This window comes from Flavobacterium sp. ZB4P23 (assembly GCF_003970375.1).
In the GTDB taxonomy this organism is placed as follows: Bacteria; Bacteroidota; Bacteroidia; order Flavobacteriales; family Flavobacteriaceae; genus Flavobacterium.
This window is the reverse complement of sequence record NZ_RYDK01000001.1, coordinates 151,587-169,443: the sequence shown is the minus strand read 5'-3', so window position 1 is coordinate 169,443 and position 17,857 is coordinate 151,587. Positions and strand designations below refer to the sequence as shown.

The 17,857-nt window shown below is 34.7% G+C and carries 11 protein-coding genes; 7 read left to right on the top strand and 4 right to left on the bottom strand.

The window, feature by feature from the left end; genetic code table 11:
* Positions 1–53 precede the first annotated feature (53 nt).
* The 7 genes from recG (at position 54) to pheT (ending at position 12,484) form a co-directional block, all read left to right on the top strand.
* Complete coding sequence (recG, locus tag EKL99_RS00750) at positions 54–2,162, top strand: ATP-dependent DNA helicase RecG (RefSeq protein WP_126561565.1); 2,109 nt, start codon at positions 54–56, stop codon at positions 2,160–2,162.
* Positions 2,163–2,539: 377 nt separating this feature from the next.
* Complete coding sequence (locus EKL99_RS00745; protein WP_126451460.1) at positions 2,540–3,610, top strand: efflux RND transporter periplasmic adaptor subunit; 1,071 nt, start codon at positions 2,540–2,542, stop codon at positions 3,608–3,610.
* A 60-nt stretch (positions 3,611–3,670) separates the two neighbouring features.
* Positions 3,671–6,766 carry an efflux RND transporter permease subunit gene (locus tag EKL99_RS00740; RefSeq protein WP_126553296.1) on the top strand — a complete coding sequence of 1,032 codons (3,096 nt, stop codon included), beginning with the start codon at positions 3,671–3,673 and terminating at the stop codon, positions 6,764–6,766.
* 52 nt (positions 6,767–6,818) lie between these two features.
* Positions 6,819–8,132 (top strand): TolC family protein, encoded by a 1,314-nt coding sequence (locus EKL99_RS00735; protein ID WP_126576383.1) that lies wholly within the window; start codon positions 6,819–6,821, stop codon positions 8,130–8,132.
* A 152-nt stretch (positions 8,133–8,284) separates the two neighbouring features.
* Positions 8,285–9,148 (top strand): bestrophin family protein, encoded by an 864-nt coding sequence (locus EKL99_RS00730; protein ID WP_126563738.1) that lies wholly within the window; start codon positions 8,285–8,287, stop codon positions 9,146–9,148.
* 75 nt (positions 9,149–9,223) lie between these two features.
* Complete coding sequence (locus tag EKL99_RS00725; RefSeq protein ID WP_231507348.1) at positions 9,224–9,721, top strand: AraC family transcriptional regulator; 498 nt, start codon at positions 9,224–9,226, stop codon at positions 9,719–9,721.
* A 342-nt stretch (positions 9,722–10,063) separates the two neighbouring features.
* On the top strand, positions 10,064–12,484 hold the full coding sequence (gene pheT, locus EKL99_RS00720; protein WP_126553300.1) for a phenylalanine--tRNA ligase subunit beta: 2,421 nt from the start codon (positions 10,064–10,066) through the stop codon (positions 12,482–12,484).
* Between the two features lie 131 nt (positions 12,485–12,615).
* Here the strand turns inward: pheT and EKL99_RS00715 are convergent, their stop codons facing one another.
* From EKL99_RS00715 to cmk, 4 genes are all read right to left on the bottom strand, one after another.
* Positions 12,616–13,170, bottom strand: coding sequence for a fasciclin domain-containing protein (locus tag EKL99_RS00715; RefSeq protein ID WP_126553302.1), 555 nt, complete (start codon positions 13,168–13,170; stop codon positions 12,616–12,618).
* Between the two features lie 341 nt (positions 13,171–13,511).
* Positions 13,512–15,293 (bottom strand): 30S ribosomal protein S1, encoded by a 1,782-nt coding sequence (gene rpsA, locus EKL99_RS00710; protein WP_126459583.1) that lies wholly within the window; start codon positions 15,291–15,293, stop codon positions 13,512–13,514.
* Positions 15,294–15,678: 385 nt separating this feature from the next.
* Positions 15,679–17,055: a nucleoside permease gene (locus EKL99_RS00705; RefSeq protein WP_126459580.1), complete on the bottom strand. Its 1,377-nt coding sequence runs from the start codon at positions 17,053–17,055 to the stop codon at positions 15,679–15,681.
* A 75-nt stretch (positions 17,056–17,130) separates the two neighbouring features.
* Positions 17,131–17,826, bottom strand: coding sequence for a (d)CMP kinase (gene cmk / locus EKL99_RS00700; protein WP_126459577.1), 696 nt, complete (start codon positions 17,824–17,826; stop codon positions 17,131–17,133).
* Positions 17,827–17,857: the final 31 nt, after the last annotated feature.

The following is a 17,857-nucleotide window of genomic DNA, read 5'->3' as shown; positions in this document are numbered from 1 at the left end:
TTTAGAATCAATTACACTTTCCAAATTTCCAAACAAAAAACTATCTTCGCACTATGCAACAAAACCTCCTACTCACTCCCATCGAATACTTGAAAGGCGTTGGTCCCAATCGGGGCGAATTGCTTCGTAAGGAATTGGGAATTTATAAGTACGTGGATTTGGTGAATTTTTTTCCAAACAGATACATTGACCGCACCCGATATTACAAAATCAACGAACTGCAAAATAACAGTGCCGAGGTTCAGATTATCGGTAAAATCATCAACATCAAAACTGTAGAATTTGGCAAAAACCAAAAACGATTGGTAGCGACTTTTGTAGATGATACAGGACAAATGGAACTCGTTTGGTTTCAAGGTCACAAATGGATTCGGGAGAGTTTAAAGCTCAATGAAATGTGTGTTATTTTTGGGAAATGCACCTCTTTTGGAAATGCGTTCAACATGGCGCATCCCGAAATTGAATTGATGACAGAGCATGAACAAAGTCTGCGTTCAGCGATGCAACCCGTGTATCCTTCGACAGAAACTTTGACTAATCGCGGAATTTCAAACCGGGTGATTAATAAACTGATGCAGCAATTGTTTCTGGAAACACAAGCGTTATTCACGGAAACTTTACCGGATTATTTGATTAACGAATTGAAGCTGATTCCTAAAAAAGCGGCTTTATTCAACATTCATTTTCCAAAAAGTTCTGATGTTTTAGCAAAAGCCAAATTCCGATTAATATTCGAAGAATTGTTCTTTATTCAGTTGCAATTAATCACGAAGAATCTCATCCGAAAACATAAAATAAAAGGACATCCGTTTACAACTGTAGGCGAAAACTTCAATGATTTTTATCAGCATCATTTGCCTTTTCAACTGACAAATGCTCAAAAAAGAGTGATAAAGGAAATCCGAACCGATATGGGAAGCAACGCCCAAATGAACCGATTGGTGCAAGGCGATGTAGGTTCCGGAAAAACAATTGTGGCTTTTATGAGCATGCTTTTGGCGCTTGATAATGGCTTCCAAGCCTGCTTGATGGCACCAACAGAAATCCTCGCCAATCAGCATTTTATCGGTTTATCCGAATTGGCCGAAACTTTAAATATAAATATCCGAATCCTAACAGGTTCCACCAAAATAGCTCAACGCCGAATTATCCATGAAGAACTGGAAAACGGAACGTTACATATCCTCATCGGAACGCATGCTTTACTAGAAGATAAAGTAAAATTCAAGAATTTAGGACTGGCTGTAATTGATGAGCAACATCGTTTTGGAGTAGAGCAACGCTCTAAATTATGGAAGAAAAATGTGATTCCGCCACACGTTCTGGTAATGACCGCCACGCCTATTCCCCGCACTTTGGCGATGAGTTTGTATGGCGATTTAGACATTTCAGTAATTGATGAACTGCCTCCGGGACGAAAACCGATTCAGACCGTACATCGTTTTGACAGCAACCGTTTGAAGGTTTGGAAATTCCTTCGGGACGAAATCGCTTTGGGTCGCCAAATCTATATTGTGTATCCGCTCATCCAGGAATCGGAGAAAATGGATTTCAAGGATTTAATGGACGGTTACGAAAGTGTTTCCAGAGATTTCCCATTGCCACAGTATTCGATTTCAATTTTGCACGGAAAGATGAAACCAGCGGAAAAGGATGCAGAAATGAAACGCTTTTCAGAAGGGAAAACTAATATTATGGTCGCAACAACCGTAATTGAAGTTGGCGTAAATGTTCCAAATGCCAGCGTGATGATTATTGAAAGTGCGGAACGTTTTGGATTGTCGCAACTCCATCAGCTTCGAGGTCGCGTGGGGCGTGGTGCGGAGCAAAGTTATTGCATCCTGATGACAAGTCACAAATTGAGTTCTGACAGTAAAACCCGAATGGAAACGATGGTGCAAACAAACGATGGTTTCGAAATTGCGGAAGTCGACTTGAAGCTTCGTGGTCCGGGTGATTTGATGGGAACACAACAAAGCGGCGTACTGAATCTTCAAATTGCCGATTTAGTTCGAGACAGAGATACTTTAGCTTTAGCCAGAAATTATGCTTTAAAACTTCTGAAAGAAGATGCAGGGATGCAAAAACCGGAGCATACCGCTTTGAGAGTTGTTTTCTTAGAAATGACAAAAAAGAAAAACATCTGGAATTATATTAGCTAACCTAAATTCTTATTTTGAGAATAATGTTCAACTTTTGTTTTTGATTAAAACTAAAACGGCGAGAAGTTGATATTTTATCTTGCTAACGTAATTTTTGATCGTATGTACTTTTTAATTTAGTTTCGTTAAATACTATTTTTTCTATTATCAATTAAACCATTTCCGTTTTTTGTAGTCCTACAATCTAATGAGTTTCCGAAAACATTTTTTTTAATGCTATATTTCTAAAATATTTAGAATTCAGAAACGTATTTTTTACGGACAAGACATTTGTATGTACAAACGTTAAATAAAAATTAACACCTCAATTAATTCATTTCTAAAACCTAAATTTGTCTTTAACTAAAAAAACTGAGACCTAATCTTACTTAATAACTATGAAAATTAAATACCTAGTTTATGCCTTGCTAACAATTGGAATCATTGGATTTATTGGTTACCGAATAAAAGAAAACAAAAGTAAAAGTGGCGATTCAAAAGATCAATCAGGAAACATCAAATCAATGAATGTCAGTGGAATTATTGTAGAGCCACAAACGTTTGATAATAATTTATCGTTATCTGGTTCTATTGAAGCCAATGAACAGGTTGAAATCCGGAGTGAAGTTTCAGGAATTGTTGAACGAATTTATTTTGAGGAAGGAAGTAGCGTTAGCAAAGGTCAAGTACTTTTTAAAGTGAATGATTTAGAGTTAAGAGCCCAATTGAGACAAGCATCTACTCGAGAAGGATTAGCTTCAGAAAATGCTAGAAGAGCACAATTATTACTTCAAAAAGAAGCCATTAGCCAGGAAGAATATGATTTAGCCCGAGCGGATCTAAAATCCGCAGAAGCCCAGACTCAGTTGATTCAAGTTCAAATTGCCAAAACATCTGTACGAGCGCCCTTCTCAGGAAAAATTGGTTTGCGTTCTATTTCTCCGGGAATTTATATTACACCTTCCATGTTAATTGCAAATCTTGTGAACACCAGCAAGCTAAAAATAACTTTTTCGATTCCTGAAAAATATGCTACACAAATTAAGAAAAACACCTCTTTACACTTTACAGTAGCCGGATCTAATAAAAAATATAGCGCTATGATTTATGCTATTGAGCCAAGAGTGTCTGTAGCTACCAGAACCATACAAGTACGAGCATTAGCAGAAAACAAAGACGGTAACTTATTACCGGGACTTTTTGCCGATGTAGAAATGCCTTTGGATATTATCAAAGATGCGATCTTAGTCCCAACAGAAGCGATCATTCCGGTTCAAAACGGTAAAAAAGTTTTTATTTCCAGTGGAGGAAAAGCAAAGCAAGTGATGGTCGAAACCGCCACCAGAACGGATGCTTCCATCTTAGTACTTTCAGGACTTAAGGCGGGTGATACTTTATTGACCAGTGGTATTATGTCCTTAAAAAATGATGTTCCTGTAAAAGTAACTGTCGCTAAAAATAATATTTAAGGTCAATACCCTTAAAATTAAATCCCTTTGTTTATTGGGATTAAAAACTAAATTAAAACAATGAGTTTATCAACTTTAAGTATCAAAAGACCTGTATTAACTATAGTAATGAACCTTTCCATTGTGTTATTTGGAATAATTGGATATAGTTTTTTGGGAGTCCGGGAATTTCCTTCTATTGATCCTGCGCAAATTTCGATTCGAACCAATTATGCCGGAGCAAATGCGGATATTATTGAGTCACAAATTACCGAGCCTATAGAAAAAGCAATCAATTCTATTGAAGGAATTCGAAATATTACTTCGTCGAGTACCCAAGGAAACAGCAGCATAACCATTGAATTTAATTTAGGTAAGGATCTTGAAGCTGCCGCAAATGATGTCCGGGATAAAGTATCTCAGGCAGTACGAAATTTGCCAGAAGACATTGATTCCCCTCCTGTTGTCTCTAAAGCAGATGCCGATAGTCGTGCTATTATTTCGATGACAGTTCAAAGTGATTCCAGAAATTCCCTAGAATTAAGTGATTATGCTGAAAATGTTATTGCCCAAAGATTAGAAACAATCCCAGGAGTCAGTGGAGTTCAAATTTGGGGACAACAGAGATTTGCCATGCGTTTATGGATTGATCCTGTCAAATTAGCCGCTTACGGATGTTCCGTAGCCGAAGTTAGAGATGCCTTAAATCAACAAAATGTAGAACTCCCTTCTGGAAAAATAACGGGCAATAATACGGAATTAACAGTAAAAACAGTTGGAAATTTATCTACAGCCGAAGAGTTCAATAATATTATCATTCGTTCCGAAGGAGCAAAAACGGTTCTTTTTAGTGATATAGGTACAGCGGTTTTAGGACCTGAAAATCTGGAAACAAAAATGACGCAATCCGGTTTACCGTTAGTAGGTGTAGCTATAGTTCCGCTTCCTGGTGCAAATTATTTAGATATTTCTAAAGAATTCTACAAAGAATATGATAAATTAAAAAAGGATTTACCCAAAGATATTAAATTAAACATTGTTATTGACAGCACTATTTTTGTAAAAAAATCCGTTATTGAAGTGGCTGAAACCTTATTGATTTCTATCATTCTGGTAATTCTGATCATTTATTTATTCTTTAGAGATTGGGCTATTGCCATTAGACCCTTAATTGACATACCGGTTTCGTTAATTGCAACGTTCTTCATCATGTATCTTTTTGGTTTCTCGATAAATGTACTGACTTTATTAGCTATTGTTCTTGCTACAGGGCTGGTCGTTGATGATGGAATTGTTGTCACGGAAAATATTTTTAAGAAGGTCGAAGAAGGGATGTCTCCAATTGAGGCAGCTATAAAAGGCTCTAATGAGATCTTTTTTGCTGTAATCTCGATTTCAATTACTTTAGCAGCCGTATTTTTACCGGTAATTTTTCTGGAAGGATTTGTTGGGCGGCTATTTCGGGAGTTTGGCGTTGTCATAGGAGCCGCAGTATTAATTTCGGCTTTTGTCTCATTAACATTAACACCTATGTTAAATGCCTATTTGATGAAAGGCGGGGAACAAAAAAAATCAAAATTCTATATTTATTCGGAACCATTTTACCAAAGATTGAATAGTGGTTATGCCAGTGCATTAAGTACTTTTATGAAACGAAAATGGATCAGTTTTCCCATTCTTATAGCTTGTTTTGGATTAATATATGTATTTTTTAATTTATTGCAAAAAGAAACTGCACCTTACGATGACCGTAGTGCTCTTGTTATGAGAATGACAACTCCTGAGGGTTCGTCCTACGAATACACGGACCGCTTTATGCAAGAATTATCACAATTAGTAGATGATTCTATTCCGGAAAAAAAGGTTGCTTTAGTAATTACATCACCGGGTTGGGGTTCCTCCTCTGTAAATAGTGGAATGATTCGAATGGCACTCTCAGAAACAGGGGAACGAGAAAAATCTCAAAAGGAAATTGCAGAAAAATTAAACCGATTAACAAAAAAATATCCCGAAATTAAGACTTCAGTTATTGAGGAACCTACTATTGCAGTAAACAGACGTGGAGGTCTACCGATTGAATACATTATTCAGGCACCTAATTTTAAACAATTAGAAAAAAAGATTCCTGAATTTATGGATGAGGCTGCCAAAAACCCTACGTTTTCGGTTACCGATGTAAACCTAAAATTTAACAAACCCGAAATCAATGTTACTATTGATCGGGAAAAAGCGAAAAGTTTAGGTATATCTGTTATGGATATTGCACAAACCTTACAACTTTCTTTGAGCGGACAGCGTTTTGGTTATTTTATGCGCAATGGAAAACAATATCAGGTCATTGGACAATTTGAACAAGAAGATCGATCCAAACCTTTGGATTTAACTTCTATGTATGTAAAAAATAGTAGTGGAGAATTAATCCAAATGGATAATGTTGTTAGTATTCAAGAACAGAGCAATCCGCCACAATTGTACCACAATAACCGATACATGTCAGCCACTGTAACTGCCGGATTAGCACCGGGAAAAAGTATCAGTGATGGAATTGATGCTATGAATGAAATTAAAGCGAAAGTACTTGACGACACTTTTACCACTGATTTAGGGGGCGAATCCAGGGATTATGTAGAGAGTAGTTCTAATACCTCTTTTGCTTTTGGATTGGCTTTACTGTTAATATTTTTGATTCTGGCAGCACAATTTGAGAGTTTTATCGATCCTTTAATTATTATTTTGACAGTTCCAATGGCTGTTGCAGGTGCTTTATTCTCCCTTTGGTTGTTTGATCAGACGTGGAATATTTTCAGCCAAATTGGAACGGTAATGCTTATTGGATTAGTCACGAAGAATGGGATTTTGATAGTTGAGTTTGCCAATAAACTGAGAGAAGAAGGAAAACCAAAACTGGAGGCTATTTTAGAAGCTTCTGAATCCAGACTTCGTCCTATTTTAATGACTAGTTTAGCTATTTCATTGGGAGCTTTGCCTATTGCCTTATCTTTAGGAGAAGCATCTACCAGTAGAATTGGAATGGGAGTTGTCATTGTTGGCGGAACAATTTTCTCTTTAATTCTAACTTTATTTGTAATCCCTGCCATGTACTTAATGTGGTCTAAAGCTCGAAAACATTATCCTGAATTTGATCATATTGAAGAATATGAAAAAGAAGTTCGATAATTTGAACGGAGCTACAAATGACAAAGATTTATCTGTGACAAAAAAAACAATTATGACAAACACTAAAATACTCTTTCGCAGTTTAATTTTAATTTTCTTTTGTAATTTAAATACCCAAGCACAAGAAGTGCTAACATTGGAAAGTGCCATAAAGATAGCATTGGAAAACAATTACGAAATAAAAATTGCAGCCAATAATTTAAAAATAGAAAAAACAAACGTAGCGGTTGGAAATGCAGGAATGCTACCCACCGTAACAGCATCTGTAGTGGACAATAACAGCGTTCAAAATAGTTCCCAAACCAGGCAAGACGGAGCAGAAACGAAATTAGACAATGCTAAAAATAACAGTTTGAGTTATGGTGTAGGTCTGAACTGGACCATTTTTGACGGATTCCGAATGTTTGCCCGAATGAACCAGCTCAAAGAGTTACAAAAACTTGGGGAAGCCCAATTAAAGCTGACCTTAATTACTAAAATTAGTGACGTAAATGCTGCTTATTATGATTTAGTGCAGCAACAACAACAATTGGCCGCTCTGGATACGACAATTGTTATTTCAAATCAGCGATTAATTTTGGCACAAAACCGATTTACAATCGGAAAAGCATCTAAATTAGAGGTTTTGAATGCTCAGGTAGATTTAAATACTGACCAAGTCGCACTTTTAAGACAAAAAGAACTCTATGCTAACAGCAAAATCCTGCTGAACCAAATTATGGCCAGAGATCTTAAAATTAATTTTAAAGTAATCGATGTACTTGCAGTAGACCGACTGTTATTTCTTCCGGAACTTACTGTGCTGGCCGAAAAGCAAAATCCACAATTAGAAGCTCAGATCATCAATAAAAGAGTAGCTGAATTGCAATTGAAGCAAATCAAAGCAGGACGTTATCCTACAATCAGAGTTAATACGGCCTATAACTTTTCAGAAAGTCAATCCAGTCTTGGTTTCGTCACACAATCGCAATCCAGAGGTTTTAATTATGGCTTTACAGCAACATTAAACCTGTTTGATGGCTTTTCTCAAAATAGAAATGAAAAAATAGCGAAAATTCAAATTGAAAATTCCAAAATATCAATTCAGCAACAAAATTTGATCCTAAATGCTCAATTGGCAACCTCCTATCAAACCTATTTGACCAATTTAGAATTGATAACATTAGAAGAAAAAAATCAAGCAATAGCCCAACAGAATTTGACTATAACTTTAGATAAATTTCGCATTGGAACCATTACCACTCTAGAATTCAGAACCGCACAATTGAATTATGTTAATGCAAAGGTTCGCTATAGTAACGCCCAATTTCAAGGCAAATTATCTGAAATTGCACTTCGAGAATTGGCGGGAAATCTTATTTTTTAATTTGACAATAATTCACAATTTTGTTCTTTTTTCCATGGCTCAATTTTCAAATTTTAAGGACAAAACGAATGGTAGTTTACAGTAAAAATTTTGATTCCTTATTTAGAACCAGAAAGTTCATTTTAGTTTATTTTTGCAAATAAAAAATCTGAATGACTTCGTATAACCCTAAAGATTGGATTAGTTTTATTTTCCATTTAAGCAAAGCCGATACTTTTCGGAAATTGATACCAATGATGCTACTTATTGGTGTTTATTCCGGTATAATAGGGTATTTGGAAATTGAATATTGGCATTTGCCGGATAACAGTCCCGTAAAAAACATTTCAATAATGCACGGAATGTTGGGTTTTGTAATTTCATTATTATTAGCCTACCGAACCAATACAGCTTATGATCGCTGGTGGGAAGGAAGAAAATTATGGGGATCATTGGTAAATAACAGTCGTAATTTATCTATTAAATTGTCTGCAATGTTGCAGGACGAAAAAGATCGTAATTTCTTTCGCAAAATAATTCCCGGGTATGCCTCAATTTTACACAAACATTTAAACGACCGTGACACCAGCCTGCAACTTTTTGACGATTTGGATTTAGACATTGATCATCAGAAACACAAGCCTAATCAGGTCGCAAAAATGATGTTTCAAAAAATCAATGATTTGTATGTTTCTAAAAAAATAACAGGCGACCAACTCTTGATTTTAAATACTGAAGTTCATTCGTTTACAGATATTTGTGGTGCTTGTGAACGTATAAAAAACACTCCTATCCCCTATTCATACAGTGCTTTTATCAAAAAATTTATTTTTATTTATGTACTGACTTTGCCTTTTGGATACGTGTTCAGTTTGGGATATTATGTAATTCCGGTTGTGGTATTTATCTTTTATGTTTTAGCAAGTTTAGAGCTGATTGCCGAAGAAATTGAAGATCCTTTTGGCATGGATGCCAATGATCTGCCCACTAAAAAAATGGCGGAAAACATAAAAAAACACGTCGAAGAATTAATTTAAATATTCCATAAATAGCACTAAAATTTAAGTTATTTACTTTAAATTTAGACTTTTCCTTTTTTAAAGTTTAAATTTATGAATAGTAATGGTACCTTCATCAACCCACCGCATTTATCAAACGAGAAATCGTTAAAAACATTAGTGGAGAACCGAACGGTTTACTCTTTGAACCATTGCGAACTAAATCTTTTTGAAACTTATGAATCATCGGCATTAGTTCCTCTAAAATTTAATGATTTTGTAGTGACTAGCATGCTCAGAGGTAAAAAAGTAATGCATCTTTTTGATGATCCGAGCTTTGTGTACTTACCAGGAGAAACAGTAGTGATTCCCTCAAATGTAGAAATGAAAATTGATTTCCCGGAGGCTACAAGAAAAAATCCAACACAGTGTTTGGTTTTGGCCATAGAGCAAACTAAGATTATAGATACCTTACAGTTTTTGAACGAACGGTATCCTAAAGACGGAAACGACCAATTTTGGCAATTAAACTACCAAAATTATTTTTTCTACAACAATGTAGAACTGGCAGCTACCATTAATAAATTAATCAAAGAATGCATGAGTATTTAATTGGTGCAACAAACTTTCCCCCAATATAATTATCATATTTTGCCTTAAATTCTGGTCTTTGTGCCACGTTATCCATATTGTTATCTGTTTATATTTTATCAAAAATAGTTACCTATTTCTCTTTAGAATAGCACAATTCATTCAAGTAATAGCATTAAATTTAAATATGTGTTTTTTTAACCTAATTTTATTGTTTAATTCACATATAATTATATTTAAGATTCCTTTATCTGTATTTTTGGTACATAGTCAATCCATATAAATGAGTTGTAAAAAACCAAAAAAATTGTTTCTTACTCCAAACTGCAATCCTTATATTTGCAGTCTCATTAAAATTAAAAGATGAAAATATCTTACAACTGGTTAAAACAATTTATTAAAATAGACTGGAAATCCGAGGAAACTGCAGCATTACTAACTGATTTAGGGTTAGAAGTAGAAATTGTTGATAAATATCAATCCGTAAAAGGCGGATTAGAAGGCATTGTTGTAGGACACGTGCTTACGTGCATCCAACATCCGGATGCTGACCGATTAAAAATTACCACAGTCGATTTAGGAAATGGCGTTCCTGTACAGATTGTATGTGGTGCCACTAATGTTGCTGCAGGACAAAAAGTGCCGGTTGCTACTATTGGAACCACATTATATGACGCCTCGGGAATTGCTTTTATAATAAAAAAAGGAAAAATTCGCGGACAGGAAAGTCACGGAATGATTTGTGCAGAAGATGAACTAGGACTAGGCGATAGCCATGACGGAATTATGATACTGGACGATGCTTTAGCAGCAGGAACTCCAGCAGCAACCGTTTTTAAAATTGAAAATGACGAAGTTTTCGAAATTGGATTGACACCCAATCGTGCTGATGCCATGAGCCATTTGGGAACTGCTCGGGATTTGAGAGCAGGAATGCTGCAAAGCGGTGTCAATGTAGAACTGATCACCCCTTCGGTAAGTAATTTTAGAGTAGATAAAAGAACCTTAAAAATTGATATTGATGTCAAAGAGTCTAAACTGGCTCCTAGATATTGTGGTGTAACCATTTCTGGTATAGAGGTAAAACCATCACCAGCTTGGTTGCAAAACCGATTGAAAGCTATTGGAATCAATCCTAAAAATAATATTGTAGATGTAACCAATTATGTTTTACATGAGCTGGGTCAACCACTTCATGCCTTTGATACTGCAAAAATTAATGGAAAGATACTCGTACAAACACTTCCTGCCGGAACTAAATTCATTACTCTTGATGATGTAGAAAGAACCTTACACGAAGAAGATTTAATGATTTGTGATGAAAAAGGACCTTTATGTATTGCCGGTGTTTTTGGCGGAAAAAAATCAGGAGTAGGTGAACATACCAATTCTATTTTTTTGGAAAGTGCTTATTTTAATCCCGTAAGTATTCGTAAAACAGCGAAAAGACATCAATTGAATACGGATGCTTCCTTTCGATTTGAAAGAGGAATTGACCCAACCATTACCGCATACGCCCTAAAAAGAGCAGCTCTATTAATACAAGAAGTAGCAGGAGGCGAAATAACATCCGATGTTGTGGATATGTATCCAAAAAAATTGGAAGACTTTTCAGTGTTTTTAAATTTTAGTAAAGTCGCTAAAATAATTGGTCAGGAATTACCAAAAGATACGATCAAACAAATATTAGCATCATTAGAAATTAAAATCAATAGTGTTTCTGACGCAGGTTTAGGTTTAACCATTCCGGCTTATCGGGTTGATGTACAAAGAGAAATTGATGTAATTGAAGAAATATTAAGGGTTTACGGTTACAATAACATTAAATTTTCAAAAAAATTGAATGCTACTGTTTCTAATTCTCCCAGAAACGAAGACTATAAGATACAAAATCTGATTGCCACACAATTAAATTCTCAAGGATTTAATGAGATGATGGCTAATTCGCTGACGACCGCTTCTTATGTAGCGCTAAGTGAAATACTTAAAGAAGAACATAACGTAACAATGCTGAATCCGTTAAGTGCTGATTTATCAACAATGCGACAATCCCTGTTATTCTCCGGATTAGAGGCTGTTTCCTATAATATTAATCGTAAAAATTCCGATTTAAAATTATTTGAATTTGGAAAATCATACCACAACTATCTTGCTGGTTATGAAGAGAAAAAACATTTGACTTTATTTCTTTCCGGAAACAGAAATCAAGAAAATTGGACTAACGCTCAAAAACCCTCTGATTTCTTTTTGTTCAAAGGCTATGTCCATGGGATCCTTTCAAGATTAGGGATTCAAAAAACACAAAATTTACCTGTTACATCTGATATTTTTTCTGAAGGAATTGCAATTGGATGTCACAAAGATACTGTGGTAGAATTTGGGGTGGTAAAAAAATCAATATTGAAGCATTTTGGAATCAAACAAGAAGTATTTTTTGCGGATTTTAATTGGGCTCTAATTTTAAAATTAATTTCTGCGAAGATAAAATATACCGAGATTCCAAAATATCCGGAAGTGCGCAGGGATTTGGCTTTGCTTATAGATCAAAACATAACTTATGAAAGTATTTATAACATTGCACGTCAGACAGAAAAAACACTTTTAAAAGACATTAATTTATTTGATGTATATCAAGGTCAAAATCTTCCTGAAGGGAAAAAATCATACGCTTTAAGTTTCGCTATTCAAGACTGTTCTAAAACACTGACGGATGCGCAAATTGACAGAATTATGAGCAAGTTGCAAAATAATTTTATAACTGAACTCGGAGCCACTTTGAGATAAGTTCAATTTTATCTAAGTAAAATATAATCCCGATGCTAAAAAACTTAGTATCGGGGTTTTTTTATAACAAAAAAGCCCTGCAAATTGCGAGGGCTCTTAAGACTAACAAAATATCAACCTCTAATCAAAAATTATTGTTTAGGTAATACAACTGCATCAATAACGTGAATCACACCATTAGATTGGTTCACATCAGCAATTGTTACTTTAGATTTTCCTCCATTTTCATCCGAGATATATAAATCTTTACCTTTCATCCAAGCAGTTAAGTTTCCGCCACTAACTGTTTTTAAGGTTGCTTTTCCTTTTCCCATTTTAATTGCTTTAGCAATATCTGAAGCATTCATTTTTCCAGCTACAACATGGTACGTAAGTATTGTTTGTAACATCTTTAAGTTTTCTGGTTTTAACAATGTAGTTACAGTTCCTGCTGGTAAATTTTCAAACGCAGCATTTGTTGGGGCAAAAACGGTGAATGGTCCTGTACTTTGTAATGTTTCAACTAAACCAGCTGCTGTTACAGCTGCAACTAAAGTAGTATGGTCTTTAGAGTTTACCGCATTTTCAACAATATTTTTAGTTGGATACATCGCTGCTCCTCCAACCATTACACTTTTTTGAGCGAAAGATGTAGCTCCAAATACTAATGTCATTAATGCAATTGATAAAAATTTTCTAGTTTTCATATTTTTTTTTTAAAAGTTATATAAAAGCATTTACGCACTATTATTACTTTTGGTTTTAAAAAAATAAAAATAATTTTCAAAATATTGATTTTCAAATAATTATATTTTTTTAATAGTGTTATGAAAATGAAACGAAGTAAAATAGCTCAGATGGCAGCAAGTATCCTTTTTATGGTGCTACCCAAAGTTATTTTTTAAAAATTAGTACTGCACAATAAAAAGATACTGCGAACAGCGGGACGATTGTGGATGGTGAACTTATATGTTATGCTCCTTAAAAAGGAAGCAAAAAAAAGCCCCACATTACTGTGGAGCTTTCTATATTCAAAAAAATCAAGAAATTATTTTTTCTCTGATTTTTCCATTTTAGCTTTTAATGCTGCTAATACATCATTACTATCACCTAAAGTTGATGCCGAAGCATTGTTTGTAGATGCTGAAGATGATGTGTTTTCAGTAGCTGTTTTCACATTTTTCTCTTCTTCTTCACGGAAGATAGCAGTGTGAGAGGCAACCACTCTTTTGAATTCTTTGTTGAATTCGATAACTTTGAAATCAGCTGTTTCGCCTTTTTTCAATTTCTTTCCGTCTTCTTTTTCAAGGTGACGTGTAGGAATGAAAGCAACGATATCATCACCAAATTCTACAGTAGCTCCTTTGTCAACAATTTCAGAGATTTCACCGTTATGGATTGTTCCAACTGCAAATGAATCTTCATATTGATCCCAAGGATTAGCAGTAGTTTGTTTGTGACCTAAAGATAATTTACGTCCATCAACATCTAATTCTAATACTACTACATCAAGTTTTTCACCAACATTTACAAATTCAGATGGGTGTTTGATTTTCTTAGTCCAAGATAGGTCTGAGATGTAAATCAATCCATCAATTCCTTCTTCTAGTTCTACGAAAATACCAAAGTTTGTAAAGTTTCTAACGATACCTGAATGTTTAGAACCTACAGGATATTTAGAAGTGATATCAGTCCAAGGATCTTGAGACAATTGTTTGATACCTAATGACATTTTACGGTCATCTCTGTCTAATGTTAAGATAACTGCTTCAACAATATCTCCTACTTTTACGAAATCTTGAGCAGAACGTAAATGAGTAGACCAAGACATTTCAGAAACGTGGATTAAACCTTCAACACCTTCAGCCACTTCAATAAATGCACCGTAATCAGCTATTACAACTACTTTACCTTTTACTTTGTCTCCAATTGCTAATTTAGCATCTAGAGCATCCCAAGGGTGAGCGTTTAATTGTTTCAATCCTAATTGAATTCTTGTTTTTTCGTCATCGAAATCAAGGATTACAACATTTAATTTTTGGTCTAATTCCAATACTTCAGATGGGTGGTTGATTCTTGACCAAGAAAGGTCAGTAATGTGAATCAATCCATCAACTCCACCTAAGTCAATAAAGACACCATAAGAAGTAATGTTTTTAACAACACCTTCTAATACTTGTCCTTTTTGCAATTGACCGATGATTTCTTTTTTCTGGATTTCGATATCCGCTTCAATAAGCGCTTTATGAGAAACAACAACATTTTTGAATTCGTGGTTGATTTTTACCACTTTGAATTCCATCATTTTGTTTACATATACATCGTAGTCTCTAATTGGTTTAACATCAATTTGAGATCCTGGTAAAAACGCTTCAATTCCGAAAACGTCAACGATCATACCACCTTTAGTTCTGCATTTTACAAAACCATTAACGATTTCTCCTGTTTCGTTAGCCGAAATAACTCTATCCCATGATTTGATAGTACGTGCTTTTCTGTGAGACAATACTAATTGACCTGTTTTATCCTCACGGATGTCAATTAATACTTCAACAGTATCACCTACTTTTAAGCTTGGGTTGTAACGGAATTCGTTCAATGAAATAACACCTTCCGATTTTGCGTTGATATCAACAATAACGTCTCTATCTGTAATTCTAACAACTGTTCCATCTACTACTTCTTCTTGATCTGTAGCGATAAATGTTTTTGAAACTAGTTCTTCAAATTCTAATAAGTTTTTTTGATCCACTGCATCAATACCTTCTTCAAAGTTGTGCCAGTTAAAATTTGCTAAAAACTCTTCTTGTGATTTTACTTGTTCAGACATGCTGATTGAAAATTTGTATTCTGTATTCTCTCGAGTTTCTTAATGTGCTAGAAAACAACAGAAGTTGTTTGTATAATTAAGTAATACCTAAAGGAAACTCTTATTCACCAAAAGGACTGCAAAAGTAACACATTTATCTTAATTTGCAAAATAATTTAAATACGATAATGTCTTGGTTTTTAGGAGCAGTAGGTTTTGGGATTTTTATGACGATTACTCCCGCTTTCCGCTATATCTTTTATACAGCATCCAGCCTTTTGAAGGCTGGATGCTGTATAAAAGGATGCCGCTTCACTCGGGGCTAGTTATATAAATATTTGATTCCCAGAATAAAAAAACCGATAGCTATTTTTAGTTATCGGTTTTTTTTATTTTTCTTTCCTTTCTAATGACTTACATTTTCAAAATCTACAGGATTGTGTTTGTGCTTGAATAAAACGGCAAAAGCCAAGGCAATTATCAGTGCATACATAGCAAAAGCCAACCAAATGGTATGCCAGTCTTTCATAAAAATGGCTTTACTAAACAATCCATCAGCCGTAATTGTATTCCCTTGAGCAGTCACAAATTCTAACATCTTTGAATTTGTCGTTTCTGTTTCCAGAAAACCAGCTAAATCTGTAGTATTATTAAATGATTTTGTAAAGTATTTATCAATAGCCCATCCCGAAGTAAAACTTCCTAAAACCGCTCCAAAACCATTGGTCATCATCATAAACAATCCTTGTGCCGAAGAACGATTTTTTGGATCTGTGGTGGTTTCAACAAATAATGATCCTGATATATTAAAGAAATCAAATGCCATTCCGTATACCACACAGGACATAATAATCATCCACAACCCGTCTGTAGGATTGCCGTAAGCAAATAATCCAAAACGCAATACCCAAGCCAGCATACTGATCAACATCACTTGTTTGATACCAAAACGTCTTAGAAAAAAAGGAATCGCAAGAATAAATAAAGTCTCCGATATTTGAGAAATCGACATGATAATAGTTGAATATTCCACTACGAAAGAATCAGCATATTTTGGAAAATGTTTGAATTCATCCAAGAAAACATCTCCGTACGCATTTGTTAATTGTAATGCGCCTCCTAAAAACATGGAGAAAACAAAGAACAAAGCCATTTTATAATCTGCGAATAACTTAAAGGATTCTAATCCTAGTGTTTCCATCACAGAAGCATTCTCTTTAGACAAGCGCTGCGGTTTACATTTGGGTAACGTAAAAGAGTAAATTCCCAAAAGTACCGCTGCTAAACCTGCAATATAAAATTGATATTCCGTTGCTTTATTTCCGGTCAAATTAGTGATCCACATAGCAACAATAAAACCGATTGTTCCCCAAACCCGTATTGGAGGGAAATTTTTGATTACATCTTTATTGTTTAATTTTAGAGCCGTGTAAGAAATTGAGTTACTCAAAGCAATCGTTGGCATATAAAAACACATTGCTAAAAGCATACTATAAATAAAGGTTTCCGGAGTAGTAACTTGTGGGATAAAAAATAATACTGCAGCATACAAAATATGAAGAATTCCATATAATTTCTCAGCATTTACCCATCGATCAGCAATAATTCCGGTTAGTGTCGGCATAAATAAAGAAGCAATTCCCATAGTTCCAAAAACCAATCCAAATTGAGTTCCTTCCCAATTCTTGGTGCCAAACCAATAATTTGCAATGGTAATCAACCAAGCTCCCCAAACAAAAAACTGAAGAAAACTCATTATTACCAATCTATTTTTAATTCCCATGCGATGAATTGTTTTTTTTGTTTTAAAAAATTTACAAGGCGTAAATCTACTATTAAAAATTAAATTTGCAACTAATTATATCGTTTTAGTAATTTCGTTTACTAATTCTAAAACAAGCTCAAATTGCTCTTTACGATTTAAATGTGAATTGTCAATTTCTATCGCATCATCGGCCATTATCAAGGGAGAATCTTCCCGGTGAGTATCAATATAATCCCGCTCTTCTACATTTTTGAGAACTTTTTCATACGTGATACTATCGCCCTTTTGAACTAACTCGTCATAGCGTCTTTTTGCTCTTGTGCTTGCACTGGCGGTCATGAATATTTTAAGCTCGGCATCCGGAAAAACAACGGTACCTATATCTCTGCCGTCCATAACAATTGCTTTGTCTTTTCCCATTTCTTTTTGCTGTTCGACTAATTTACTGCGAACCTCAGAAACTTCGGCTACTTTACTGACAAAACTAGACACTTCAATCGTTCTGATTTCAGTTTCGACATTCACATCATTCAAATACATTTCGGCAAAACCCAAATCAGTATTGAATTTAAACTGCAACTTAATATTTGACAAACTATTAATCAATGCTTGTTTATCAAAAAAAGTGGCGTTAACATATCCTTTTTGCATCGCAAAAAAAGTAACGGCACGATACATTGCTCCGGTATCTACAAATACATATCCAAAATGATTTGCGAGTTGTTTGGCTAAAGTACTTTTTCCGGTTGATGAAAAACCGTCAATCGCAATGGTGATTTTTTTGTTCAAAATGTAAAATTTAAAGTTCAATGTTATATCA